This is a genomic window from Streptomyces rubiginosohelvolus, assembly GCF_014649875.1.
Lineage (GTDB): Bacteria > Actinomycetota > Actinomycetes > Streptomycetales > Streptomycetaceae > Streptomyces > Streptomyces rubiginosohelvolus.
Map to the genome: position 1 here is coordinate 138,709 of NZ_BMTW01000012.1, position 19,603 is coordinate 158,311.

Here is a 19,603-nt window from a genome sequence, read left to right on the forward strand (position 1 = left end):
TGGGGTGCTCCTGGTCACTCGTGCGGGCCGACTCACCCGGATGAGACCCCGTCGGCGGCGTCCTCGCGCCTAGTGTCGGAACGGTGATGGAAACGATCGTCCTCGACATCGGCGAAACCCTCGTACGCGACGACCGGCACTGGGCGTCCTGGGCCGACTGGCTCGGCGTACCACCGCACACCCTCGGTGCGCTGGTGGGCGCGGCCGTCGCCCAGGGCCGCGTGGCCACGGACGCGCTGCGGATCCTGCGGCCCGACATGGACGTCGAGGAGGCCTACCGTGCGCGGGCCGCCGCCGGTCGCGGCGAGCACCTCGACGAGTCGGACCTCTACCAGGACGTCCGGCCCGCGCTGGGCGAACTGCGGGCCGCGGGCGTGCGGGTCGTGGTGGCGGGGGACGGCACGGTCCGGGCCGGGGAGCTGCTGCGGGCGCTGGACCTGCCCGCCGATCTGGTGGTCACCTCGGACGAGTGGGGCGTACGGAAGCCCGACCCGGAGTTCTTCGCGCGGGTGGCCGAGGCGTCGGGCGCGGCCCCGGAGGCGACGCTGTACGTGGGCGACCACCCGGCCGACGATCTGTTCCCGGCCGCCGCGGCGGGGATGCGGACGGCGCATCTGCGGCGGGGGCCTTACGGGCACTGGTGGGCGGACCACCCGGACGTGGTGGAGACGGCGGACTTCCGTATCGACGCGTTGACGGAGCTGGTGGCGCTGGTGGGGTCGCCGGACCCGGGCGGGACGGCGGCTCCGGACGCGTCGGCGGACGAGCAGCCGAAGGTGGTGCGCCGGGGCGCGTTGAGGTCGGTGCGCTGACCGCACCCGCCGGCCCGGGGGGCACCACCAGCCCGTCCGGCGTTTGAGGACGGAACCGTCCAGGTGGCCCTGGGATGACATGACGGGGTGCCGTGCCCCAGGGCCCTGCGAGTTTCACGCCCTCCGAGGCAAGGGTTCCGTCCTCAAACGCCGGACGGGCTGGGGTCGCCGCCGGGAGCCAGGGTTCCGTCCTCAAACGCCGGACGGGCTGGAAGAGGCCCTCCCGGACAGGCGGGTGCGGGTCAGCCGGACGGGCTGGAGTGGTCGCCCTGGAAGAGGTTCTCCTCGCGGCGCGCGAACAGCGTCATCAGGACCGCCACCCCCGCGCACACCGACCCCACCACCCACACCGCCACGTATCCGCCCTCGCTCGGCTCCCCCGTGGAGGAGCCGGCGAACGCGCCCAGGACCGAGGCGAAGACGCCGCCCGCCACCGCGCCGCCCAGGGTCTTCACGTTGTTGTAGAGCGCGGCGGCGATCCCCGTGCGCGCGGGCTCCGTGGCCTCCACGATCACCGTCGGCATGGCCCCGAGCGCCAGCCCGATGCCGAGGCCCAGGAAGGCCGAGCCCACCGCCATCTGCCCCACCGAGCCGTGCAGCACCGCGAATTGGAGGAAGCTCAGCGCCACCAGGCCGAACGCGCCCATCAGCGTGGGGCGGTAGCCGATCCGGCGGGCGACGGCGGCCGTGCCCAGGGAGCCGATGACGCTGCCGACCGACGCGGGCAGCAGGACGAGGGAGATCGCCAGGGCGCTGAGCCCGAACCCGTACCCCGTCACCTCCGGATCCGCCGCGTAGAACGTGGAGTTGGGCGCCTGGCTGCCGAAGAAGAAGACGCCGAACAGGAACGCGGCCGCGTAGAACGGGGCCGTGCGGCGGTCGGCGAGCGCCCGTACGTCCACCAGTGGTTCCGCGCTGCGCAGTTCCACCACCACCCACACCGCCAGGAGCACCGCCCCGAGCAGGACCGGGCCCAGCACCCGCGCCGTGAGCCAGGAGCCGCCCTCCGCGCCGCCGATCCCGCCGAGCAGGGAGAGCATCGCGGCGCTGAGCAGCGTGACGCCCGCCCAGTCGACCCGGCCGCCGGTGCGGCCCTCGGACTCCGGTACGGCGATGAAGGAGACCGGCACGCAGATCACCGCGAGCACCGCCGGGACCAGGAGCGTGAGGCGCAGATCCCCGAACGCGGAGTCGACGAGCCCCATCACCACACCCCCGGCCATCGCGCCGAGCGTGAGCGCCCCGACCAGCCGGGCGATCGCCCGGCGCGCGTCGGTGACCGGGAGCCGGTCCCGTACGAGGGCGATCTCCAGCGGCAGCAGGGCGGCGATCGGGCCCTGCAGCAGACGGCCCAGGAGCAGGACCTCGTAACCGGGGGCGAGGGCGACCACCACCGTGCCGGCCGCGATCAGCGCCAGCGCGATCCGGAGCATCCGGCGGTGCCCGTACAGGTCGCCGAGCCGGCCGAACAGCGGGACGCACACGGCGGCGGCCAGCAGCTGGACGGAGACCACCCAGTTGAGGTCGGCGGAGCCGATGCCCAGATGGTCGGCGAGGTCCGGCAGCAGCGGGGCGAGGCCGACCTGGAGGAAGCCGCTCATCACCTCGAAGAAGATCAGCAGGCCGACGACGGCGGTGACGGAGCGGGGCGCGGCGGGCGGCGGGGCGGCGGCCCGGCCGGGGGCGGTGGCGGTCATGGGCGGACGGGCTCCTCGTCGGTCGGCGGAGAGGGGAGAGGGAGAGCAGGGGCCGGGGAGGCTTCCGGCAGGGCGGGCGACAGGGCAGCGGCGGCCAGGCGGCGCAGGGCCAGGCCCGCGAGCAGGGCCGCCGCGTGGGGCAGCGCGCCGTCGTCGTACACCGCCTGCGGCGCGTGGTTCATCGGCGCGGTGGCCGGGTCCGTGCCGGGCGGGCAGGCGCCGAGCCCGACGAACGCGCCGGGCACCTCGCGCAGCACGAAGGAGAAGTCCTCGGAGCCGGCCATCGGCTTCGGGGCCTCGAAGGCGTGGTCGGCGCCGAGGATGTCGCGGGCGGTGGCCAGGGCGAAGGCGGCCTCGTCGGGGTGGTTGACGGTCGGCGGGTACTGCTCGACGTAGTCGATCTCCGCGCGTACGCCGTGGGCGGCGGCCACCCCGTGCACGGTCCGTTCGAAGGCGGCGCGGACGGTGGCGTGGGCGGTGTCGGAGAAGGTGCGGACCGTCGCGTCGAAGTGCGCGGTGGCGGGGATGACGTTGGCGGCGGTGCCCGCGTGGAGCCGGCCGACGGTGACGACGGCCGGGTCGAAGATGTCGATCTCGCGGGTGACCAGGGTCTGGAGCGCGGTGACCATGGCGCACAGCGCGGGCACCGGGTCGGTCGCGGAGTGCGGGGACGAGCCGTGTCCGCCCCGGCCGTGCACGGTGACATGGACCGCGTCGGACGCGGCGAGCATCGGTCCTGGCCGGGTGGCGGCAAAGCCGGTCGGGGCCCCGGTGGAGACGACGTGCAGGGCGTACGCGGCGACGACCCGCTCCCCCGCCGCGTCGAGGACCCCCTCGTCGATCATGATCTTCGCGCCGCCCTGGCCCTCCTCGCCGGGCTGGAACATGAACACCACGTCCCCGGCCAGCTCCTCGCGCCGGGCCGCCAGCAGCCGGGCGGCGCCGACGAGGCCGGTGGTGTGGAGGTCGTGGCCGCAGGCGTGCATACGGCCGTCGAGGACGGAGGCGTAAGGGAGCCCGGTCTCCTCCTGGACGGGCAGCGCGTCCATGTCGCCGCGCAGCAGGACGGCGGGGCCGGGGTGCCCGCCGCGCAGCACGGCGGTGACGGAGCTGAGAGCCGTACCGAGGGTGATCTCCAGGCCCAGGCCCTCCAGGGCGGCGAGGACCTTGGCCTGCGTACGGGGGAGGTCGAGGCCGAGTTCCGGCTCGCGGTGCAGGGCGTGGCGCAGGGCGGTGAGGGCGGGGGCGAGGGCGTGGGCGTCGTGCAGCAAGGACATGGGCGTATGGTGCGGAGCACCCCCCTCACCTCATGATCGTCCGCAGGGAAGGTGCACGGATGGCACACGCGGCGCAGGAATCCGCCACCGAGGCCGCCGCTGCCGGTGGCCCGGAGCCCGTGCTCGATGAGCTGGACTACCTCCTCATCACCGCGCTCCAGACCTCGCCCCGGGCCGAATGGCAGCAGATCGGGAAGGTCCTCGGGGTCGACGCCTCGACCGCCGCCCGGCGCTGGAACCGGCTCACCGAGGCCGGGCACGCGTGGCTGAGCTGCTACACGGTGGCGGTGGGGCCCGCCGTGCCGATCGTCGCGTTCATCGAGGTGGACTGTGCGGCGGGCGCCCTGCACGACGTGGCGGTCGAGATCGCGGACGACCCGCACCTGATCACCGTCGACCATGTCACCGGCTCCCGGGACCTGATCCTCACGGCGGCCTTCCCCGACCAGGCCGCCCTCGCCCGGTACGTCGGCTTCCGGCTCGACACCCTGCCCGGGGTCGCCGCCACCCGCTCCCAGATCGCGACCGCCGTGCACGCGGAGGGCAGCCGGTGGCGGCTCGACCGGCTGGACCCGGACGGCCGGTCCGAGCTGACCCGGGGCCGTCCGCACCCGGCGCCCCGGCGCGGTCTGCCGTCACCGGACGAACTGGACACCCGGCTGTGCATGCTGCTCGCCGAGGACTGCCGCCAGCCGGCCGCGCGCCTCGCGGAACGTACGGGGGTGAGCGCGAGCACGGTCCGGCGGCGGCTGGAGCGGATGCACCGTGAGGACGCCCTCGTCTACCGCTGCGAGGTCGCCCGCTACCTGTCCGGCTGGCCGGTCTCGGTCACGATGTGGGGGATCGCCCCGCCCGGGGAGACCGCCCGGATCGCCTCGCAGCTGATCGGCCTGCGCGAGATGCGGCTGTGCGCCTCGCTGTCCGGCCCGTACAACCTGCTGCTCACGGTCTGGCTGCGCTCGGCGGAGGACATCGCCACGTTCGAGGCCCGGCTCGGCGCCCGGTTCCCCGAACTCGCCATCGCCGACCGGGCGGTGACCCTGTGGCCGCTGAAGCTGGCGGGCCAGATCCTGGACCCGAAGGGCCGCCATCTGCGGGGCGTACCGGTGCGGTTCTGGGAGGACCCGGTGGCGGAGCGGGCGGAGGGGGACCTGCTGGAGCGGCTGCGGTCGGGGCGGCGCCGCCCTTTCAGCCCGGAACCGTAGGCGTGACCCCTTCCAGCCCGTCCGGGGCCTCTTCCAGCCCGTCCGGCGTTTGAGGACGGAACCCTCGCCTCGGAGGGCGCGGAACTCACAGGGCCCTGGAGCACGGCACCCCGTCATGTCACCCAGGTCCACCTGCACGGTTCCGTCCTCAAACGCCGGACGGGCTGGGGTGGGCGCCCCGGGCGGAGAAGCCCCCTAGTCCCCCAGCACCGCCTGCATCACGCTCTTCGCGATCGGGGCGCCCAGGCGGCCGCCCGAGATGTCCGAGCGGGAGATGTCCATGTCCGTCGGGTCGATGAACACGGCGACCGCGACCGAGCGGCCGTCGTCCTTCTTGCCGTAGCTGACGAACCAGCCGTACGGGACCTCGTCCTGGACGTTCACGCCGCGCTGGGCGGTGCCCGTCTTGCCGCCGACCGTCACACCGTCGATCAGGGCGCGCTGGGCGCTGCCCTCCTTCGCGGTGTGCTCCATCATCTCCTGGACCTTCTTCGCCGTCTCCGGCGAGACGGCCTGGCTCATCTCCGTCGGCTCGTTCTTCTCCAGCGTGGAGAGGTCCGGGCCGCGCAGCTCGTCGACGATGTAGGGCTGCATCAGCTTGCCGTCGTTGGCGAGGGCCGCCGTGACCATCGCCATCTGCATCGGGGTGCTGGTCAGGCTGCCCTGGCCCATGCCGGTGAGGGCCGTGCCGGGCTTGTCGAGCTTCGGCGGGTAGAGGCTCTTCGTGGCGAGCATGTCGCCGAACTCCTCCGCGTACACGTCCTCGTTGAAGCCGAACTTCTCCGCCGTCTCCCGCATCCGGTCCTCGCCCAGTTCGGCGGCCGCGTCGAGGAAGACGTTGTTGCAGGAGTACTGCATGGCGGTCTTCATCGACGCCTTGCTGCACACCGCGTCACCCGCCTCGCTGCCGATCTTGTTGGTGGAGAGCGGCAGGGGGTACGGCGAGACCGCGTCCGTCTTCGCGTCCACATCGGTGACCACGCCGTGCTCCAGCGCCGCCGCGGCGGTGAGGATCTTGAAGGTGGAGCCGGGCGGGTAGGTCTCGCGCAGCGGGCGGTTGGCCAGCGGCTTGTCCTTCTTCTTCTCCAGCGCGGTGAAGCGGTCGCTCTCCTTGAACGAGATGCCGGCGAAGACCTCGGGGTCGTACGAGGGGGTCGAGACCAGGGCCAGCACCTTGCCGGTGCTCGGGTCCAGGGCGACGACCGCGCCCCGGGCGCCCAGGTCGGTCAGCCCCTTGTAGCCCGCCTTCTGCGCCTTGGCGTCGATCGTGGTGATCACGTCGCCGCCGCGCCGGGGCTGGCCGGTCAGGACGTCCTTGGCGTGCCGGAAGGCGAAGCGGTCGTCCTGGCCGCTGAGGACGCTGTCGTAGGTCCGCTCCAGCAGCGAGGTGCCCCGGGACTGGGAGGCGTACCCCGTGACGGGCGCGTACATCGCCCCGTCCTTGTTGGTCCGGCGGAACGCGTAGTCCCGGCTGTCGGTCTCCTTCGAGCCGGTGATCGCCTTGCCGCCGACGATGATGTCGCCGCGCGGGGTGGAGAACCGCTCGAACCGCACCCGGGCGTTGTGCTCGTTCTGGGCCAGCTCCTGGCGGTCGACGTGCTGGAGCCAGTTCGCCCGCAGCAGCAGGGCCAGCACCAGCAGCCCGCAGAAGATGGCTATGTGCCGCAACGGCCTGTTCATTCCACTCCCCACCCGGGCGGGCCTGTGGCCCGCGTATGCGATCCCCGGTGAATAAGGATGCCCTGTACGCGGGCCCGGTTGCACCGGCGGCCCCGGAGGGCCCCTTCTCACAGGTACGCGGCGTACGCGTCCAGGGTCCGCAGCACCTCCGCTTCGTCCGCCGGAGGCAGCTGGAGCACGACCTCCTCGATGCCCAGCTCCGCGTAGTGGGCGAGCTTCCCGGGGCTCGGCTGGACCGCGTACGGCACGACCTGGAGGCCCTTCGGATCGCGCCCGGCCTCCTCCCAGGCCGCCCGCAGCTTCGGCAGGGACTCGGTGAGACCCCCGCCGCCGATGGGCAGCCAGCCGTCCGCGTACTCCGCGATGTGCGCGAACAGCTTCGGGCCCGCACCGCCGCCGATCAGGGTGCGCGGGCCGTTGACCGGGCCGCGGGGCCGCTGGAAGGGCTTCGGGTGCGCCTCGCTCGCCTGCACCGACCCGGACGCGCCCGTGTACCCGGTCGGCTCGTCCGCCCACAGGGCCCGCATCAGGGCCATCCGGTCCCGGACCCGGTCGCGGCGCGTCGGCCACTCCACCCCGTGGTCGGCGGCCTCCTCGACGTTCCAGCCGTAGCCGACGCCGAGCGTGAACCGGCCGCCGGAGAGGTGGTCCAGGGTGGCCGCCTGCTTGGCCAGGTCGATCGGGTCGTGCTGGGCGACCAGCGTGATGCCGGTGCCCAGGGTGAGGCGCTCGGTGACGGCGGCGGCCTGGCCGAGGGCGACGAACGGGTCCAGCGTCCGGCCGTACTCGCGGGGCAGCTCACCGCCCATCGGGTACGGCGTGCGGCGGCTGACCGGAATGTGCGTGTGCTCGGGCAGATACAGCCCGCCGAACCCCCGCTGCTCCAGCTCGCGGGCGAGCCTGACCGGGGTCACCGTCTCGTCGGTGAGGAAGATCGTGGTGGAAATCCGCATCGAAGCCACCTCCGTGGTCGTCGTCGTTCCGTACGTCGTCTTGTCACGCCGTCCCGTTACGCCGTCTTGTTTCGTCGTCCTTCTGTACGTCGTCCGTGCGAAGCGCCAACGTAAGCCGTATGTCGGCGAAATCCGAGACCGTGACGGCCATGAACACCGCCGTGAACACCGCGATGAACACCACCGTGAACCGGCGCGGCCTCCTCGCCGCGACCGCCGCCGGCGGCCTAGCGTTGGCCCCCGTGAACTTCGCCCGCGCCGAGGACCGCCCCGGGACCGGCCCCGAAGGCCCCCACCGCACCCGGACCGTGCGCGGGACTCTGCCCGTCGGATCGCCGGACTATGTGTACCTCCCGGTCGAAGTCCCGCGCGGGGTGGCCGAGTTCGCCGTCTCCTACACGTACGGCAAACCACCCGTCCCGCCCGGAGTCCAGGGCAACGCGCTCGACATCGGCCTCTTCGACGAACGTGGTACGGCCCTGGGCGGGCGCGGCTTCCGGGGCTGGTCCGGCGGGGCGCGCACCGCGTTCTTCGTCCGGTCCGACGCCGCGACCCCCAGCTATCTCCCCGGCCCCGTACGCCCCGGCACCTGGCACATCGCGCTGGCCCCCTACACCGTGGCCCCCGAGGGTCTCCCGTACGAGGTGACCGTCACCCTCCGCTTCGGCGAGGCGGCCCCCGCCCCCGTGCCGGTGTACCCGCCCGAGCGGGCGAAGGGGCGTGGCCGGGCCTGGTACCGGGGCGACTGCCATGTCCACTCCGTCCACTCCGACGGGCGGCGCACCCCGGCCGAGGTCGCCGCCGCCGCGCGGGCCGCCGGGCTCGACTTCATCAACAGCAGCGAGCACAACACCACCTCCGCGCACACCGCGTGGGAAGGGCTGTGGGGCGACGACCTGCTGATCCTGACCGGCGAGGAGATCACCACCCGCAACGGGCACGTGCTGGCCGTCGGCACCGACCCGGGCGTCTTCGTCGACTGGCGCTACCGGGCCCGCGAGAACCGCTTCGGCCGGTACGCGCACCAGGTGCGCCGGGTCGGCGGGCTCGTCGTGCCCGCCCATCCGCACGCCACGTGCATCGGCTGCAACTGGAAATTCGGCCTCGCGGAGGCGGATGCGGTCGAGGTGTGGAACGGGCCCTGGACCCCGGACGACGAGGTCGCCCTCGCCGAGTGGGACAACGCCCTGGTGGCCGCCGTACGGAACGCGGACGTACGGAACGCGGACGACGGGCCGGGGCGCTGGCTGCCCGCGATGGGCAACAGCGACGCCCACCGCGAACCGGACCTGCTGGGCCACCCGCAGACCGTCGTCCTGGCCGAGTCGCTGTCGCGGCGGGCGATCCTCGCGGGCATCCGGGCGGGCCGCTCCTACCTCGCCGAGTCCGCCGCCCTGACCCTCTCCTTCGCCGCGACGGACGGGCGGGGCGGCCACGCGGGCATCGGCGAGCGGCTGCGGGCGGCGGCCGACGCCCCGGTGACCGTACGGCTGGAGGTGTCGGGGGCGGCCGCCGACTGCACGGTGCGCCTGGTCACCGACCAGGGGGTCATGCTGACCACCGCGCTGCCCGCGGCGGGCGCGGGCGTGGTGGAGTGGCGTACGACCCCCGCCCACGCCGCGTACGTACGCGCCGAGGTCCGGCACCCACCGGCCGTTCCCGGGCTGCCGGGCGCGTTCGCGGCACTCACCAATCCGGTCTTCCTCGACGTGGCGGCCGACAGGGCGGGCTGAGCAGCGGGACCGGCGGGCGAGGCCGGTACGGCCGGCTGAGCAGCGGGACCGGTGAGGCCGGTACGGCGGGCTCGGAAGCGGGAAGGGACGAAGCACGCCCGGCGGCGAGGCCGGGCGGAGAGGAGCGGGCATGGGACCGGGGCTGGGGTACTTCCTGCTGCCGGCGGGCGGCGCGCTGAGCCTGACCGGGGTGATCACCGGCAACGGCACGCTGATCAGCCTGAGCTGGATCATGTGGGTGCTGGGGATCCTGCTGATCCTGGGGAACCGGTACCGCCGTCCCGCCGATCCGCGCGCGCTGGCGGTCGCGGCCGCCGCCGGGGACGCCCGGGCGGTACGGGGGCTGCGGACGCTCGCCCTGACCGCCCGGGCCGAGGGGCGGCCCGACACGGCCGAGCGGCTGCTGCGGCAGGCGGTGAAGGCCGGTGACGTGGAGTCGATGTGGGAGCTCGGCCGCCTGGTCGAGCACCGCGAGGGCCTGGCGGCGGCGGAGCCGTGGTTCCGGATGGCGGCGGAGCGGGGGCACGCGGTGGCCAAGCGGCTGTTCCGGCCGGGCGGCGCCCTGCACCCGGACGGGGCGGACCCGGCGCCGTGACGCATGGCGGGCACAGCACCGTTGACCGGGCGGGTCCCCCGTCTCGTGGGCCCCGGCCCGCTCCGCCCCGCTCCGCGCGAGCGGTTTCCGTTACGCCAGTCCCAGCGCCGCCCGCGTCAGGAACGCGAGCCGGGCCGTCTTCTCCGGCTTCTTGATCTCCGGGCCCAGCTCGAACCCGACCCGGACCATCCGCGCGAGGGCCTTCTCGTTGCGGGCGTCGGGCTCCACGACGACCCGCAGGTGGGCCGGGTCGCTGAAGACGTAGGCGATGAACGCGGTGAGCAGGGCCTCCGTGTACCCCTTCACCGCTCCCTCGCCCTCGGCGGGGGCGATCAGCAGGTGGATGCCGAAGTCCCCGGGCCGGACGTCGTGGCACTCGCCGACCGGGTCGGCGTCCGGCTCGTACGTCTGGAAGAGCGCGGCCGGGACCCCGTCCCGCAGGGCGAGGTAGGCGTGGTGCGTGGGGAGCGAGTCGACGAACTCGTAGATCTCCCGGACCTGTTCCCGGGTGTGGTCGGCCATGCCCCAGAAACGGGCCCGCTCCTCGGTGACCCAGCCGTGCAGCAGCTCGGCGTCGGCCGCCGGGTCGACCGGGACCAGACGGACGGTGCCGAAGCCCTCGATCTTCTGCTCGTGGACGGCCGGGCGCAGGGCAGGGGCGACGGGCTCGGTGGCGGCGGTCATGGCGGGGGTCTCCTCGGGGTGGTGCGCCGTGCGGTGGGGCGTCGTGCGGTGCAGCAGGTTCCAGTCCGTGACGACCGGGGCGAGCGCGCCCCGTGCCCACAGGGGCGTCTGGTCGCGGTGGTGGGCGGATCCGGGGACTCCGGACGCGCCGAACGGGACCGCCCACCGGCTGTCCTCGCGGCGGGCCAGGTCCCAGACGTAGCGGGCGGCCGGGCCCCGGGCGAACAGGTCGGTGACGCCGGGGACGCTGGAGGTGGACAGCACGCAGTCGTGGTCGCCGGCGACCCCCGGCCGGATCGCCTGCGCGTCGACGCCGTCGGGTGCGAGGTCCGGCAGGGCCTGCCAGGGGGAGAGCCGGTGCAGCTCGCCCCACGGGGCGGGCGGGGTCTCATCGGCCGCCGCCGCGACGGCCTCGGCCGAGGCCGCGACGAGCGCCAACCGGTCCTCGTACGGCAGGAGTCCGACGGTGAGCAGGCTCTCCAGGGCGTAGCCGATCCGGGGGACGGCGGCGAGCCAGGGGCGGAAGAGGGCGGGGTAGGCGGCCGAGCGCCAGGGATCGTCCGCGCCCGTGACGCCCTTGAGCGCGGGGTGGGCGGCCAGCCGGTGGACGACGTCGGTGCGCAGGCGGGCGTAGAGGGTCGCGTCGGTGCTGTCCGCGTCCATGTGACGGTCCCAGCGCAGCAGCCGGTCCCGGAGGCGGTCGGCGGCGGGGCCGAGGGCGGGGGCCCAGGCCAGCAGGGACAGCAGCTGGCGGGACGAGGCGAGGAGGGTGTCGGTGTGGACGGCGGCCTGGGCGTCGGAGGTCCAGTCGGTGTCCCCGCCGAGCAACTCCCGTATCCGGCGGGCCCGGTGCGGGGGTGCGAACTCGACGCCGAGCGGGGCGGCGAGGCCGCGCTCGTTGGCCATCACCGCGATCCCTGCGGAGCCGTTGACCTCGGTACGGGGCAGCGGGACGGTCTCGCCGCCGCGCCAGGCGTACGCCGGGTCCTCGGCGGGAACGACCCGCAGCCGGTTGGCGTACGGGCGCACCGGGACGTGTCCGGCGACCCGGTGCAGGGTGGACCCGGCGGTGTCGGCGGCGAGCACCACGTTGACGGGTTCGACCCAGCGGTCGAGGGCGGTGTCGACGTCGGCGACCGTACGGGCCCGGAGCAGCGCGGGCAGCACGTCGAAGCCGAGCTCGCCGGTGACGCGGGGCGGGTAGCGGAGGCTGATGAAGGTGCCGTCGGCGGCTTCGCCCGACTCGGGGTGCGCGCCTTCGGCCGCGTCGGATGCCTCGCCCCCGGCAGCCACGTCAGCCGTCTCGGCCCCGGCCCTGGCCCCGGCTCCGGGGTCGCCGCCGATGATCACCGGCCCCCGGTCCGTCTCGACGACCTCGACCTGCTCCGGCTCCGCCCCCGCCACCTCGATCGTCTCGGTGTGGGCGTGGGCCCGGTACCAGCCGTCCGGGCCGAGTGCCTCCACTCCGCCGTCCGGGGTGCGGCGCAACCGCTCCCGGTAGAGGTCCTGGTAGTCGGCCATGGCGTTGGTGATCGCCCAGGCGACGTGGCCGGTGTGCCCGAAGTGGGCGAGACCGGGGATGCCGGGGACCGCGAGGCCGACGACGTCGAACTCGGGGCAGGCCAGCCGGATCTGCTGGTAGACGCCGGGGTCCTCGATGAAGCGGTGCGGGTCGCCCGCGAGGAGCGGGGCTCCGGTGGCGGTGCGGGCGCCGGTGAGCAGCCAGCCGTTGCTGCCCGCCGTGCCGGGGCCGTCGGTGGCGAAGAGGGTCATCCGGTCCTCGCCGAGCCGGCGAGCCACCTCTTCGCGCCAGAGTTTGGTCGGGAACCCCGCGAACAGGATGTGGGTGGAGAGCCAGACGCCGAGCGGGGTCCAGGGCTCCCAGCGGCCGGGCGCGAGGCCCACGGCGGCGAACTCGGGGGCCCGCTCGGCCCCTTCGGCGAGGCCCTCGTTGACGCCGTCGGCGTACGCCGTCACCCAGGCGGCGGTCTCCGGTGCGAGGCGGTCGAAGCAGCGGCGGGCGGTGTCGGCGATCCGGGCCCGCCGGACGAACCGGTCCCAGTCGACGGCTTCCGCGCCCAGGTGGGAGGCGCTGGTGCCGAGCATCCGGTGCCGTTCGGTCTCCAGCTGCCAGGCCCGGTCGAGGGCGGTGGCGTGGCCCTGGGCGCGGGCCAGTGCGAGGGCGTCGGCGGCCCGCAGGTGGGGTATCCCCCAGTCGTCGCGGAAGAGTTCGTAGCCCCCGGACTCCTCCCCCGCCCCCCGGTCCGGTCTCTCGCCGGGCTGCTCGCCCGGACCCCCGCCCGGACCCTCGGCCGGTTTCGCTCCAGGTCTCTCGCGGTCGACGTCAGCGGTCATCGCTCTGCCCATCCCCTGCTCCCGGTGGTTTTCAGCCACTCCCCAGCCCCCGAGATTTAGGTTAGCCTAACCTAAAGAGACCCTTTGGGCAGTGGGCCGGGGCGGCAGGAGAGGGCGGGGAGCACCGTGGGGCATGGCTGGGAAGGCGTCGTTCTCAAACTGTTCCGGGGACGGGATTTCACGTTCACCGTGACCGGCGCCGAGCAGGTCACCGACCGCTTCCGCCGGGTGCATCTGACCGACGGCGGGCTGCTCGCCGCGACCGGCGGGGCGCACCCCACGATGTGGGTGCGGCTCTGGTTCGAGAAGGACGGCAAACCGCATCAGCGCGCCTTCACCCTGGTCGACCCGGACCCCGAGGCCGGGACCTTCAGTCTGGAATTCGCCCTCCACGAGGGCTCCGCCTGCGACTGGGCGAAAGCGGCCGAGCCCGGCGACACGATCGACGCGACGCTTCAGGGCACCGGTTTCACGCTGCCCGACCCGGCGCCGAAGCGGCTCTTCGTGATCGGTGACGCGGCGGCGCTGCCCGCGATCAACTCGCTGCTGGACGCGATTCCGTCGACCCCGGCGACCATCTGGTTCGAGACCGCGCACGAGGAGGACCGGAAACTCCCGTTCCGCCTCGACGAGACCCACCACGCCCTGCACCACGTGGAGCGCCGCGAGGCGGGCGCGCACCTGGTCTCCGAGGTGAAGGCGGCCCTGCCGGAGGCGCTGGGCGCCGACCACTCGGACGCGTACGTCTGGGTCGCCTGCGACACGTCGACGACCCGGACCCTGTCGACGTACCTCCGCAAGGAGCTGGGCCTGCCCAAGGACCGGGTGAACGCGCTGGGTTACTGGCGGCCGTAAGCGCGAGAAGGCCACGACGTAAGGGCCCCGGCGAGCTCGCTCGCCGGGGCCCTTACGTGCCCGTGGACCGCAGCGACCTGCGCAGCAGCACCCCGCCGATCCCCACCAGGCTCGGGAAGCCGCTCTTCGGCATGGCGACCGTGCCCACCGCGCCGACGGCGGCCAGGACGGCGCCCGCCGCGCGCTGGGCCGGCAGGTCCCCGTGCTCCTCGGCCGAGCGCAGCAGCCGGCCGCCCAGCCACAGCGTGGGGGCGGCGGCCATGAACCAGAAGGCGGCGGCCCGGTCGCCCCGGTCGGGGACGGAGCCGACGACGGGCCCCCGGCCGATGTCGGCGAACACATCGCGGTAGATCACCGCGCCGATGGCGCCATGAGCGATTCCGACCACCTGGAGCAGGCGTCCCGCCGAAGCTCGTGTCATGGCCTCATCGTACGAGCGGACCGTCCGCGACCGGGGCCCCGCCCCGCCGCACTCCTCAGTCCTGGACCACGAGGGCCGGGGTCTCCTTCGTGAGCACCTCGCCCCGGAAGAACGCCGGGCTGCGGCGCTCCATCGCGACCATCAGCACCACGCCGAGGAGCAGCAGCCCCACCCCGATGACGAACACCGAGCCGACGCCGAACACCGAGGAGCCGGAGCCGTAGGCCGGGTCCCACATGTCGTAGAGGGTCTTGGCGAAGACGGCGGCGAGCAGGATGCCGCCGAGCAGCGGGAAGAGGCCCTTGAAGACCAGGTCCCGGGCGGAGCGGGTCAGTTCGGCCCGGAAGTACCAGGCGCAGGCGAAGGCGGTCAGCGCGTAGTAGAAGCAGATCATGAGGCCGAGCGCGTAGATGGTGTCGACCAGGACGTGCTCGCTGACCAGGGTCATCACGGTGTAGAAGACGCCGGTGCCGATGCCCGCCGTGACCGTCGCCCGGCCGGGCGTCTTGAAGCGGGGGTGGACCTTGGCGTACGAGGCCGGCATCGCCTCGTACGCGGACATCGCGAGCACCGTGCGGGCGACCGGGATGAACGTGGTCTGGAGGCTGGCGGCGGCCGAGGCGAGGACCGCGAGGAAGAGCAGGATGCCGAGGCCGGGGCCCATCACGGGTCCGGCGAGGGCGGCGAAGACGTTGTCGGAGGTGTCCGGGTTGGCGAGGCCGAGCCCGGACTCGCCGGAGCCGACGGCCATCTGCGCGGCGATGCCGGTGGCGAGGTAGGAGCCGACCAGGACGACCATCGCGATGAGGGCCGCGCGGCCGGGGGTCTTCTCGCTGCCGGTGGTCTCCTCGTTGGCGGTCAGACAGGCGTCCCAGCCCCAGAACATGAAGATGGAGAGGGAGAGGCCCGCCGTGAAGGCGGCGAAGGACTGGACGGCGAAGGGGTTCAGCCAGGACCAGGAGAAGTCGAGCGAGGACGCGAAGTCCGGGCCGCCGCTGCCGGCCTTGCTGAGCGCCATCGTCACGAACAGGGCCAGGACGACCAACTGGAGCCCGACCAGGGCGTACTGGATGCCCTTGGTGGCGGTCATGCCCCGGTAGCTGATCGCGGTGGCGACGGCGATGAGGGCGAGGCAGGTGATGATGTGGACGGGCTTGCTGTCGTCCAGGGCGGCGACCGAGGCGCTGTTGGTGATCTCGCCCGCCAGCAGCCAGAAGTACGAGGTGGCGACGCCCGCCAGGTTGGACAGCACGATGATCGTCGCGATGACGAGGCCCCAGCCGCACATCCAGCCGACCCGCGGGCCGAACGCCTTCACCGTCCAGGTGAAGGAGGTGCCGCAGTCCGGCATCGCCTTGTTCAGCTCGCGGTAGGCGAACGCCACGAGCAGCATCGGCAGGAACCCGGCCAGGAAGACGGCGGGCATCTGCACGCCGACCTCTCCGGCGGTGGAGCCGAGGGTGGAGGTCAGGCAGTAGACGGGCGCGACGGTGGAGACACCGATGACCGCGCTGCCCATGAGGCCGACGGAGTTCCCGCCGAGCCCTTTGCCGCGTACGCCGCCGCTGCCCGTGCCACCGTCGGCCGGGGCGCTTCCCCGTACCGTGTCTCCGGCCCGTGGCCGCGCGTCCAGCTGAGTCATGAGAAGGACGCTATGCGCTGCGATATCCACATCCGGAGCGTGAGACTCCAACGTCTCACCCTTGGATGTAACAGCCAATCACCCGTGAACACCTCATCAATTCAAGGTCACATTCACATGAAACCTTGTAATGCATGCCACTCGGCCGAGCGTGACGACGTACGGTAACCGTAGCCCTGTCCGTTTTGCGTAGGTTCAAAATTTTCCCGCGCCGTTCCGCGTCCGCTGCGCCGCAGGTTCATCCGGGCCAGACGATCGCCTGTGTCTCGCTGTAGGCGTGCAGGGCGTACGAGCCCACGTCCCGCCCCACCCCGCTTTTCCTGAACCCGCCGAACGGGGCCTCCATGTTCCGCCCGACCGTGTTGACGCCGACCCCGCCCGCGCGCAGCCGGCGGGCGATACGGAAGGCGCGGGCGACATCGCCGGACCAGACGTAGTCGATGAGGCCGTAGTCGCTGTCGTTGGCCAGCGCGACGCCCTCCTCCTCGTCGTCGAAGGGGACGACCACGACGACCGGCCCGAAGATCTCCTCGCGGACGACCCGCATGTCGGGGGTGCAGTCGGCCAGCAGGGTGGGCGCCACGTAGAAGCCCCGGTCCAGGTGGGCGGGCCGGGCGCCGCCCGTGACGACCCGCGCGCCTTCCTTCCGGCCCAGCTCCACGTACGCCTCGACGCGGTCGCGGTGGGCGGCGGAGATGACCGGGCCCACCACGGTGGCCCGGTCGGCGGGGTCCCCTACGGTGAGCGCGTTCGCGTACGCGGCGAGCGCGCCGATCAGCTCGTCGCACCGGGACCGGTGGACGAGGACGCGGGTCGGAGCCGTACAGATCTGTCCGCTGTAGAAGGAGAAGGTGGTCCCGATGCCCGCGACGGCGGAGCCCAGATCCGCGTCCTCCAGCACCAGCGCGGCACCCTTCCCGCCCAGCTCCATCAACTGCCGCTTCATCCCGCGCCCGCACACCTCCGCGATGCGCTGCCCGACGGCGGTGGACCCGGTGAAGCTGACCATGTCGATGTCCCGAGAGTCGACGGCGGCCTCACCGGCTTCCGCGCCCGACCCGGTGACCACGTTCACCACGCCAGGCGGAACGCCCGCCTCCGCGAGGGCGGCGGCCATCCGGAGGACGGAGAGCGGGTCCTGCGGGGCGGGCTTCACGACGACCGTGTTGCCCATCGCGAGCGCGGGCGCGATCTTGCCCGCCGGGTTGGCCCAGGGGTTGTTGTACGAGGTGATGCAGGTGACCACGCCGACCGGCTGGCGGACGGCCAGCGCCCCGAAGACCCCGGCCCGCCCCATCGGCCCGGCCTCGTTGACCTGGGGCGCGACGGCCTCCTCGACGGGCTCCAGCGCGCCCCGCGCGTACCGCCGGAACCGTGCGATGCCCACCCCCACCTGCATGCCCCGCGCGGTGGAAGCGGTGGCTCCGCTCTCCCGCCGGGCGATCTCGGCGTGGGCCAGGAAGTCGCGCTGGACGAGGTCGGCGGTCCGGTCCAGGATCGCGGCGCGCTCCTCGGGCCGGGTCCGCGACCACGCCGGGAAGGCCGCTTTCGCCGCCGCTGCCGCCTCGTGCACCTGGGCGCGGCTCGCCTCGGGGGCGAGGCCGACGACCTCCTCGGTGGCGGGGTCGACGACCTCGTAGTGCCCGCCGGCGGGCTCGACCCACTCCCCGCCGATGAACAGCCGCTCCGGTGCGGGGCTCACGCGGTACTCACCGTCCGGGTGTCACGGCCCGAGCGCAGCACCGTCCCCGGCACGGCCCCCGTCACCTTGTCGTCGCGCAGGGTCTCGACCCCGTTGACGCGTACGGAGACGATCCCGATGGCCTTGGAGTCCAGCCGCGGGCTGTCGCCGGGCAGGTCGTGGACGAGGGTGGCGGGTCCGGCGTCGATCCGCTCGGGGTCGAAGAGGACGAGGTCGGCGTGGAAGCCCTCCTCGATCCGGCCGCGCTCGCGCAGCCCGAAGAGCCGGGCGGGATCGTCGGTGAGCATGCGGACGGCGGTGGTGAGCGGCACGAGTTTCCGCCCCCGCAGACAGTCGCCGAGGAAGCGGGTGGTGTAGGGGGCCCCGCACATCCGGTCCAGGTGCGCGCCCGCGTCGGAGCCGCCGAGCATGACGTCCTCGTGCTCCCAGGTGCGTTGCCGCAGCGCCCAGGAGTCCGGGTCGTTGTCGGTGGGCATCGGCCACAGGACCGTCCGCAGGTCGTCGGCGGCGCAGATCTCCACCAGGCAGTGGAAGGCGTCCTGACCACGTTCGGCCGCGATGTCATTGACGACCCGCCCGCTGAGCCCTTCGTTGGCGGCGCTGTACGTGTCCCCGATGACGTACCGGCCGAAGTGGGCGAGGCGGCGGAAGACCCCGGCCTCCTTGCTGTCGGCGCGGCGCAGCATCTCGGCGCGGGTGGCGGGGTCCCGGAGCCGTTCGATGCGCTCGGGGACGGGGAGGGCGAGGATCTCGCCCCAGCCGGGGATGAGGTTGAGGGCGCAGAAGGTGCCGAGCGACATGTTCATGGGCGTGAGGATCGGCATGGTGAGCGCGACGATTCGACCGCCGGCCCGGCGGGCCCGCTCACTGGGGATCAACTGGCGCGGTACGCGTTCGGGGACGGCGGCGTCGATGGTGAGGACGTTCCAGTTGAGGGGGCGTCCGGCGGCGGCCGTCATGTCGACGAAGAGGTCGATCTCCTCGTCGGAGAACTGGTCCAGGCACCCGGCGACGATCGCCTCCAGCTGGGTCCCCTCGTGCTCGCCGACCGCGCGGGACAGCGCGAGGAGCTCCTCGGGGAGGGCGTGCCGGGAGGCGACGGGTTCGCCGTCGCCGTCGGAGTGGGTGGACGACTGGGTGGTGGAGAGCCCCCAGGCCCCGGCGTCCATGGCGTCATGGAAGAGCGCGAGCATGGCGTCCAGCTGGGCGGGGGTCGGCTGGCCCCCGACCGCGTCCGCGCCCATGACGTGCCGCCGCAGGGCGCAGTGCCCGACCATGAACCCGGCGTTGACGGCGATGCGCCCTTCGAGGGCGTCGAGGTACTCGCGGAAGGTGGACCAGGTCCAGTCGACGCCTTCCTCCAGGGCGGCGAGGGCCATCCCCTCCACCCGCGACATCATCCGCCGGGTGTAGTCGGCGTCCTCGGGCCGGTCGGGGTGGAGCGGCGCGAGGGTGAACCCGCAGTTGCCGCCCGCGACGGTGGTGACGCCGTGGTTCATGGAGGGGGTGGCGTAGGGGTCCCAGAAGAGCTGGGCGTCGTAGTGGGTGTGCGGGTCGACGAACCCGGGGGCGAGGACGAGCCCGTCGGCGTCCTCGCTGGTGACGGCCTCTTCGGTGACGGTTCCGGGCTCGGCGATGACGGCGATGCGGCCGCCGCGGATGCCGATGTCGGCGGTGTACGCGGGCCCGCCGGTGCCGTCCACGACGGTCGCGCGGCGGATGAGGTGGTCGAGCATGACGGTTCCCTTCTGGGGGTTCCTTCTTCGGCTCGGTCGGGACAGCCGGGGTACGCACGCTTGGGCCGCGGTACGTACCCCGGCTCTTCGGGGCGACGGTCCGGGAAGACGCCGCCCGGTTCACCGGCGGGGGCTCCGCCCCCACACCCCCGCTCCTCAATCGCCGGAGGGGCTTGATGTGCGGGCCCGCTTCCAGCCCCGCCGGCGTTTGAGGCGGATCTTTTCAGCCTCTCCGGCGATTGAGGAGCGGGGTCCG

The 19,603-nt window shown here is 73.5% G+C and carries 14 protein-coding genes; 5 read left to right on the plus strand and 9 right to left on the minus strand.

Annotated elements, in window-relative coordinates; all coding sequences use genetic code 11:
- Nucleotides 1–86: 86 nt before the first annotated feature.
- Nucleotides 87–812: an HAD family hydrolase gene (locus IE134_RS24590; protein ID WP_030710736.1), complete on the plus strand. Its 726-nt coding sequence runs from the start codon at nucleotides 87–89 to the stop codon at nucleotides 810–812.
- A gap of 242 nt (nucleotides 813–1,054) precedes the next feature.
- Here the strand turns inward: IE134_RS24590 and IE134_RS24595 are convergent, their stop codons facing one another.
- Together IE134_RS24595 and IE134_RS24600 are read right to left on the minus strand one after the other, a co-directional pair.
- Nucleotides 1,055–2,509 carry an MFS transporter gene (locus IE134_RS24595; protein ID WP_030710738.1) on the minus strand — a complete coding sequence of 485 codons (1,455 nt, stop codon included), beginning with the start codon at nucleotides 2,507–2,509 and terminating at the stop codon, nucleotides 1,055–1,057.
- Complete coding sequence (locus tag IE134_RS24600; RefSeq protein ID WP_189431744.1) at nucleotides 2,506–3,786, minus strand: M20 metallopeptidase family protein; 1,281 nt, start codon at nucleotides 3,784–3,786, stop codon at nucleotides 2,506–2,508. Before IE134_RS24600 ends, IE134_RS24595 begins: the two co-directional genes overlap by 4 nt.
- A 59-nt stretch (nucleotides 3,787–3,845) precedes the next feature.
- On the opposite strand from IE134_RS24600, the gene IE134_RS24605 reads away from it, so the two are divergent.
- Complete coding sequence (locus IE134_RS24605; RefSeq protein WP_097943705.1) at nucleotides 3,846–4,991, plus strand: Lrp/AsnC family transcriptional regulator; 1,146 nt, start codon at nucleotides 3,846–3,848, stop codon at nucleotides 4,989–4,991.
- Nucleotides 4,992–5,186: 195 nt separating this feature from the next.
- On the opposite strand, the gene IE134_RS24610 is transcribed toward IE134_RS24605, so the two are convergent.
- Nucleotides 5,187–6,671: a peptidoglycan D,D-transpeptidase FtsI family protein gene (locus IE134_RS24610; protein ID WP_030710744.1), complete on the minus strand. Its 1,485-nt coding sequence runs from the start codon at nucleotides 6,669–6,671 to the stop codon at nucleotides 5,187–5,189.
- 107 nt (nucleotides 6,672–6,778) lie between these two features.
- The gene (locus tag IE134_RS24615) at nucleotides 6,779–7,624 is read right to left on the minus strand and encodes an LLM class F420-dependent oxidoreductase (RefSeq protein WP_030710747.1); all 846 of its coding nucleotides are present in this window, start codon (nucleotides 7,622–7,624) and stop codon (nucleotides 6,779–6,781) included.
- A gap of 173 nt (nucleotides 7,625–7,797) precedes the next feature.
- On the opposite strand from IE134_RS24615, the gene IE134_RS24620 reads away from it, so the two are divergent.
- Entirely contained in the window at nucleotides 7,798–9,357 is a 1,560-nt protein-coding gene (locus IE134_RS24620; RefSeq protein ID WP_189431794.1) for a CehA/McbA family metallohydrolase, read from the plus strand.
- Between the two features lie 130 nt (nucleotides 9,358–9,487).
- Nucleotides 9,488–9,952, plus strand: a complete 465-nt coding sequence (locus tag IE134_RS24625; RefSeq protein ID WP_030710751.1) for an SEL1-like repeat protein — start codon at nucleotides 9,488–9,490, stop codon at nucleotides 9,950–9,952.
- 90 nt (nucleotides 9,953–10,042) lie between these two features.
- Here the strand turns inward: IE134_RS24625 and IE134_RS24630 are convergent, their stop codons facing one another.
- The gene (locus tag IE134_RS24630) at nucleotides 10,043–12,991 is read right to left on the minus strand and encodes a GNAT family N-acetyltransferase (RefSeq protein ID WP_229823727.1); all 2,949 of its coding nucleotides are present in this window, start codon (nucleotides 12,989–12,991) and stop codon (nucleotides 10,043–10,045) included.
- A gap of 126 nt (nucleotides 12,992–13,117) precedes the next feature.
- On the opposite strand from IE134_RS24630, the gene IE134_RS24635 reads away from it, so the two are divergent.
- The gene (locus IE134_RS24635) at nucleotides 13,118–13,846 is read left to right on the plus strand and encodes a siderophore-interacting protein (protein ID WP_189431748.1); all 729 of its coding nucleotides are present in this window, start codon (nucleotides 13,118–13,120) and stop codon (nucleotides 13,844–13,846) included.
- Between the two features lie 52 nt (nucleotides 13,847–13,898).
- Here IE134_RS24635 and IE134_RS24640 read toward each other — a convergent pair whose 3' ends face one another.
- The 4 genes from IE134_RS24640 to IE134_RS24655 all read right to left on the minus strand — a co-directional run bounded on the left by IE134_RS24640 (nucleotide 13,899) and on the right by IE134_RS24655 (nucleotide 19,347).
- Nucleotides 13,899–14,267, minus strand: coding sequence for a DUF6463 family protein (locus IE134_RS24640; protein ID WP_030710758.1), 369 nt, complete (start codon nucleotides 14,265–14,267; stop codon nucleotides 13,899–13,901).
- Nucleotides 14,268–14,322: 55 nt separating this feature from the next.
- On the minus strand, nucleotides 14,323–15,909 hold the full coding sequence (locus tag IE134_RS24645) for an APC family permease (RefSeq protein WP_030710760.1): 1,587 nt from the start codon (nucleotides 15,907–15,909) through the stop codon (nucleotides 14,323–14,325).
- Between the two features lie 238 nt (nucleotides 15,910–16,147).
- Entirely contained in the window at nucleotides 16,148–17,611 is a 1,464-nt protein-coding gene (locus tag IE134_RS24650) for an aldehyde dehydrogenase family protein (RefSeq protein WP_189431750.1), read from the minus strand.
- Nucleotides 17,608–19,347, minus strand: coding sequence for an N-acyl-D-amino-acid deacylase family protein (locus IE134_RS24655; protein ID WP_189431752.1), 1,740 nt, complete (start codon nucleotides 19,345–19,347; stop codon nucleotides 17,608–17,610). The genes IE134_RS24650 and IE134_RS24655 overlap by 4 nt, the downstream gene beginning before the upstream one ends.
- Between the last annotated feature and the right edge of the window lie 256 nt (nucleotides 19,348–19,603).

Bases quoted from the DNA above. Each gene is read 5' to 3' on its own strand.
- IE134_RS24590 (WP_030710736.1), top strand. From the start codon at position 87: ATGGAAACGATCGTCCTCGACATCGGCGAAACCCTCGTACGCGACGAC.
- IE134_RS24595 (WP_030710738.1), bottom strand. From the start codon at position 2,509: ATGACCGCCACCGCCCCCGGCCGGGCCGCCGCCCCGCCGCCCGCCGCG.
- IE134_RS24640 (WP_030710758.1), bottom strand. From the start codon at position 14,267: ATGACACGAGCTTCGGCGGGACGCCTGCTCCAGGTGGTCGGAATCGCT.
- IE134_RS24625 (WP_030710751.1), top strand. From the start codon at position 9,488: ATGGGACCGGGGCTGGGGTACTTCCTGCTGCCGGCGGGCGGCGCGCTG.
- IE134_RS24655 (WP_189431752.1), bottom strand. From the start codon at position 19,347: ATGCTCGACCACCTCATCCGCCGCGCGACCGTCGTGGACGGCACCGGC.
- IE134_RS24630 (WP_229823727.1), bottom strand. From the start codon at position 12,991: ATGACCGCTGACGTCGACCGCGAGAGACCTGGAGCGAAACCGGCCGAG.
- IE134_RS24620 (WP_189431794.1), top strand. From the start codon at position 7,798: ATGAACACCACCGTGAACCGGCGCGGCCTCCTCGCCGCGACCGCCGCC.
- IE134_RS24600 (WP_189431744.1), bottom strand. From the start codon at position 3,786: ATGTCCTTGCTGCACGACGCCCACGCCCTCGCCCCCGCCCTCACCGCC.
- IE134_RS24645 (WP_030710760.1), bottom strand. From the start codon at position 15,909: ATGACTCAGCTGGACGCGCGGCCACGGGCCGGAGACACGGTACGGGGA.
- IE134_RS24615 (WP_030710747.1), bottom strand. From the start codon at position 7,624: ATGCGGATTTCCACCACGATCTTCCTCACCGACGAGACGGTGACCCCG.
- IE134_RS24605 (WP_097943705.1), top strand. From the start codon at position 3,846: ATGGCACACGCGGCGCAGGAATCCGCCACCGAGGCCGCCGCTGCCGGT.
- IE134_RS24610 (WP_030710744.1), bottom strand. From the start codon at position 6,671: ATGAACAGGCCGTTGCGGCACATAGCCATCTTCTGCGGGCTGCTGGTG.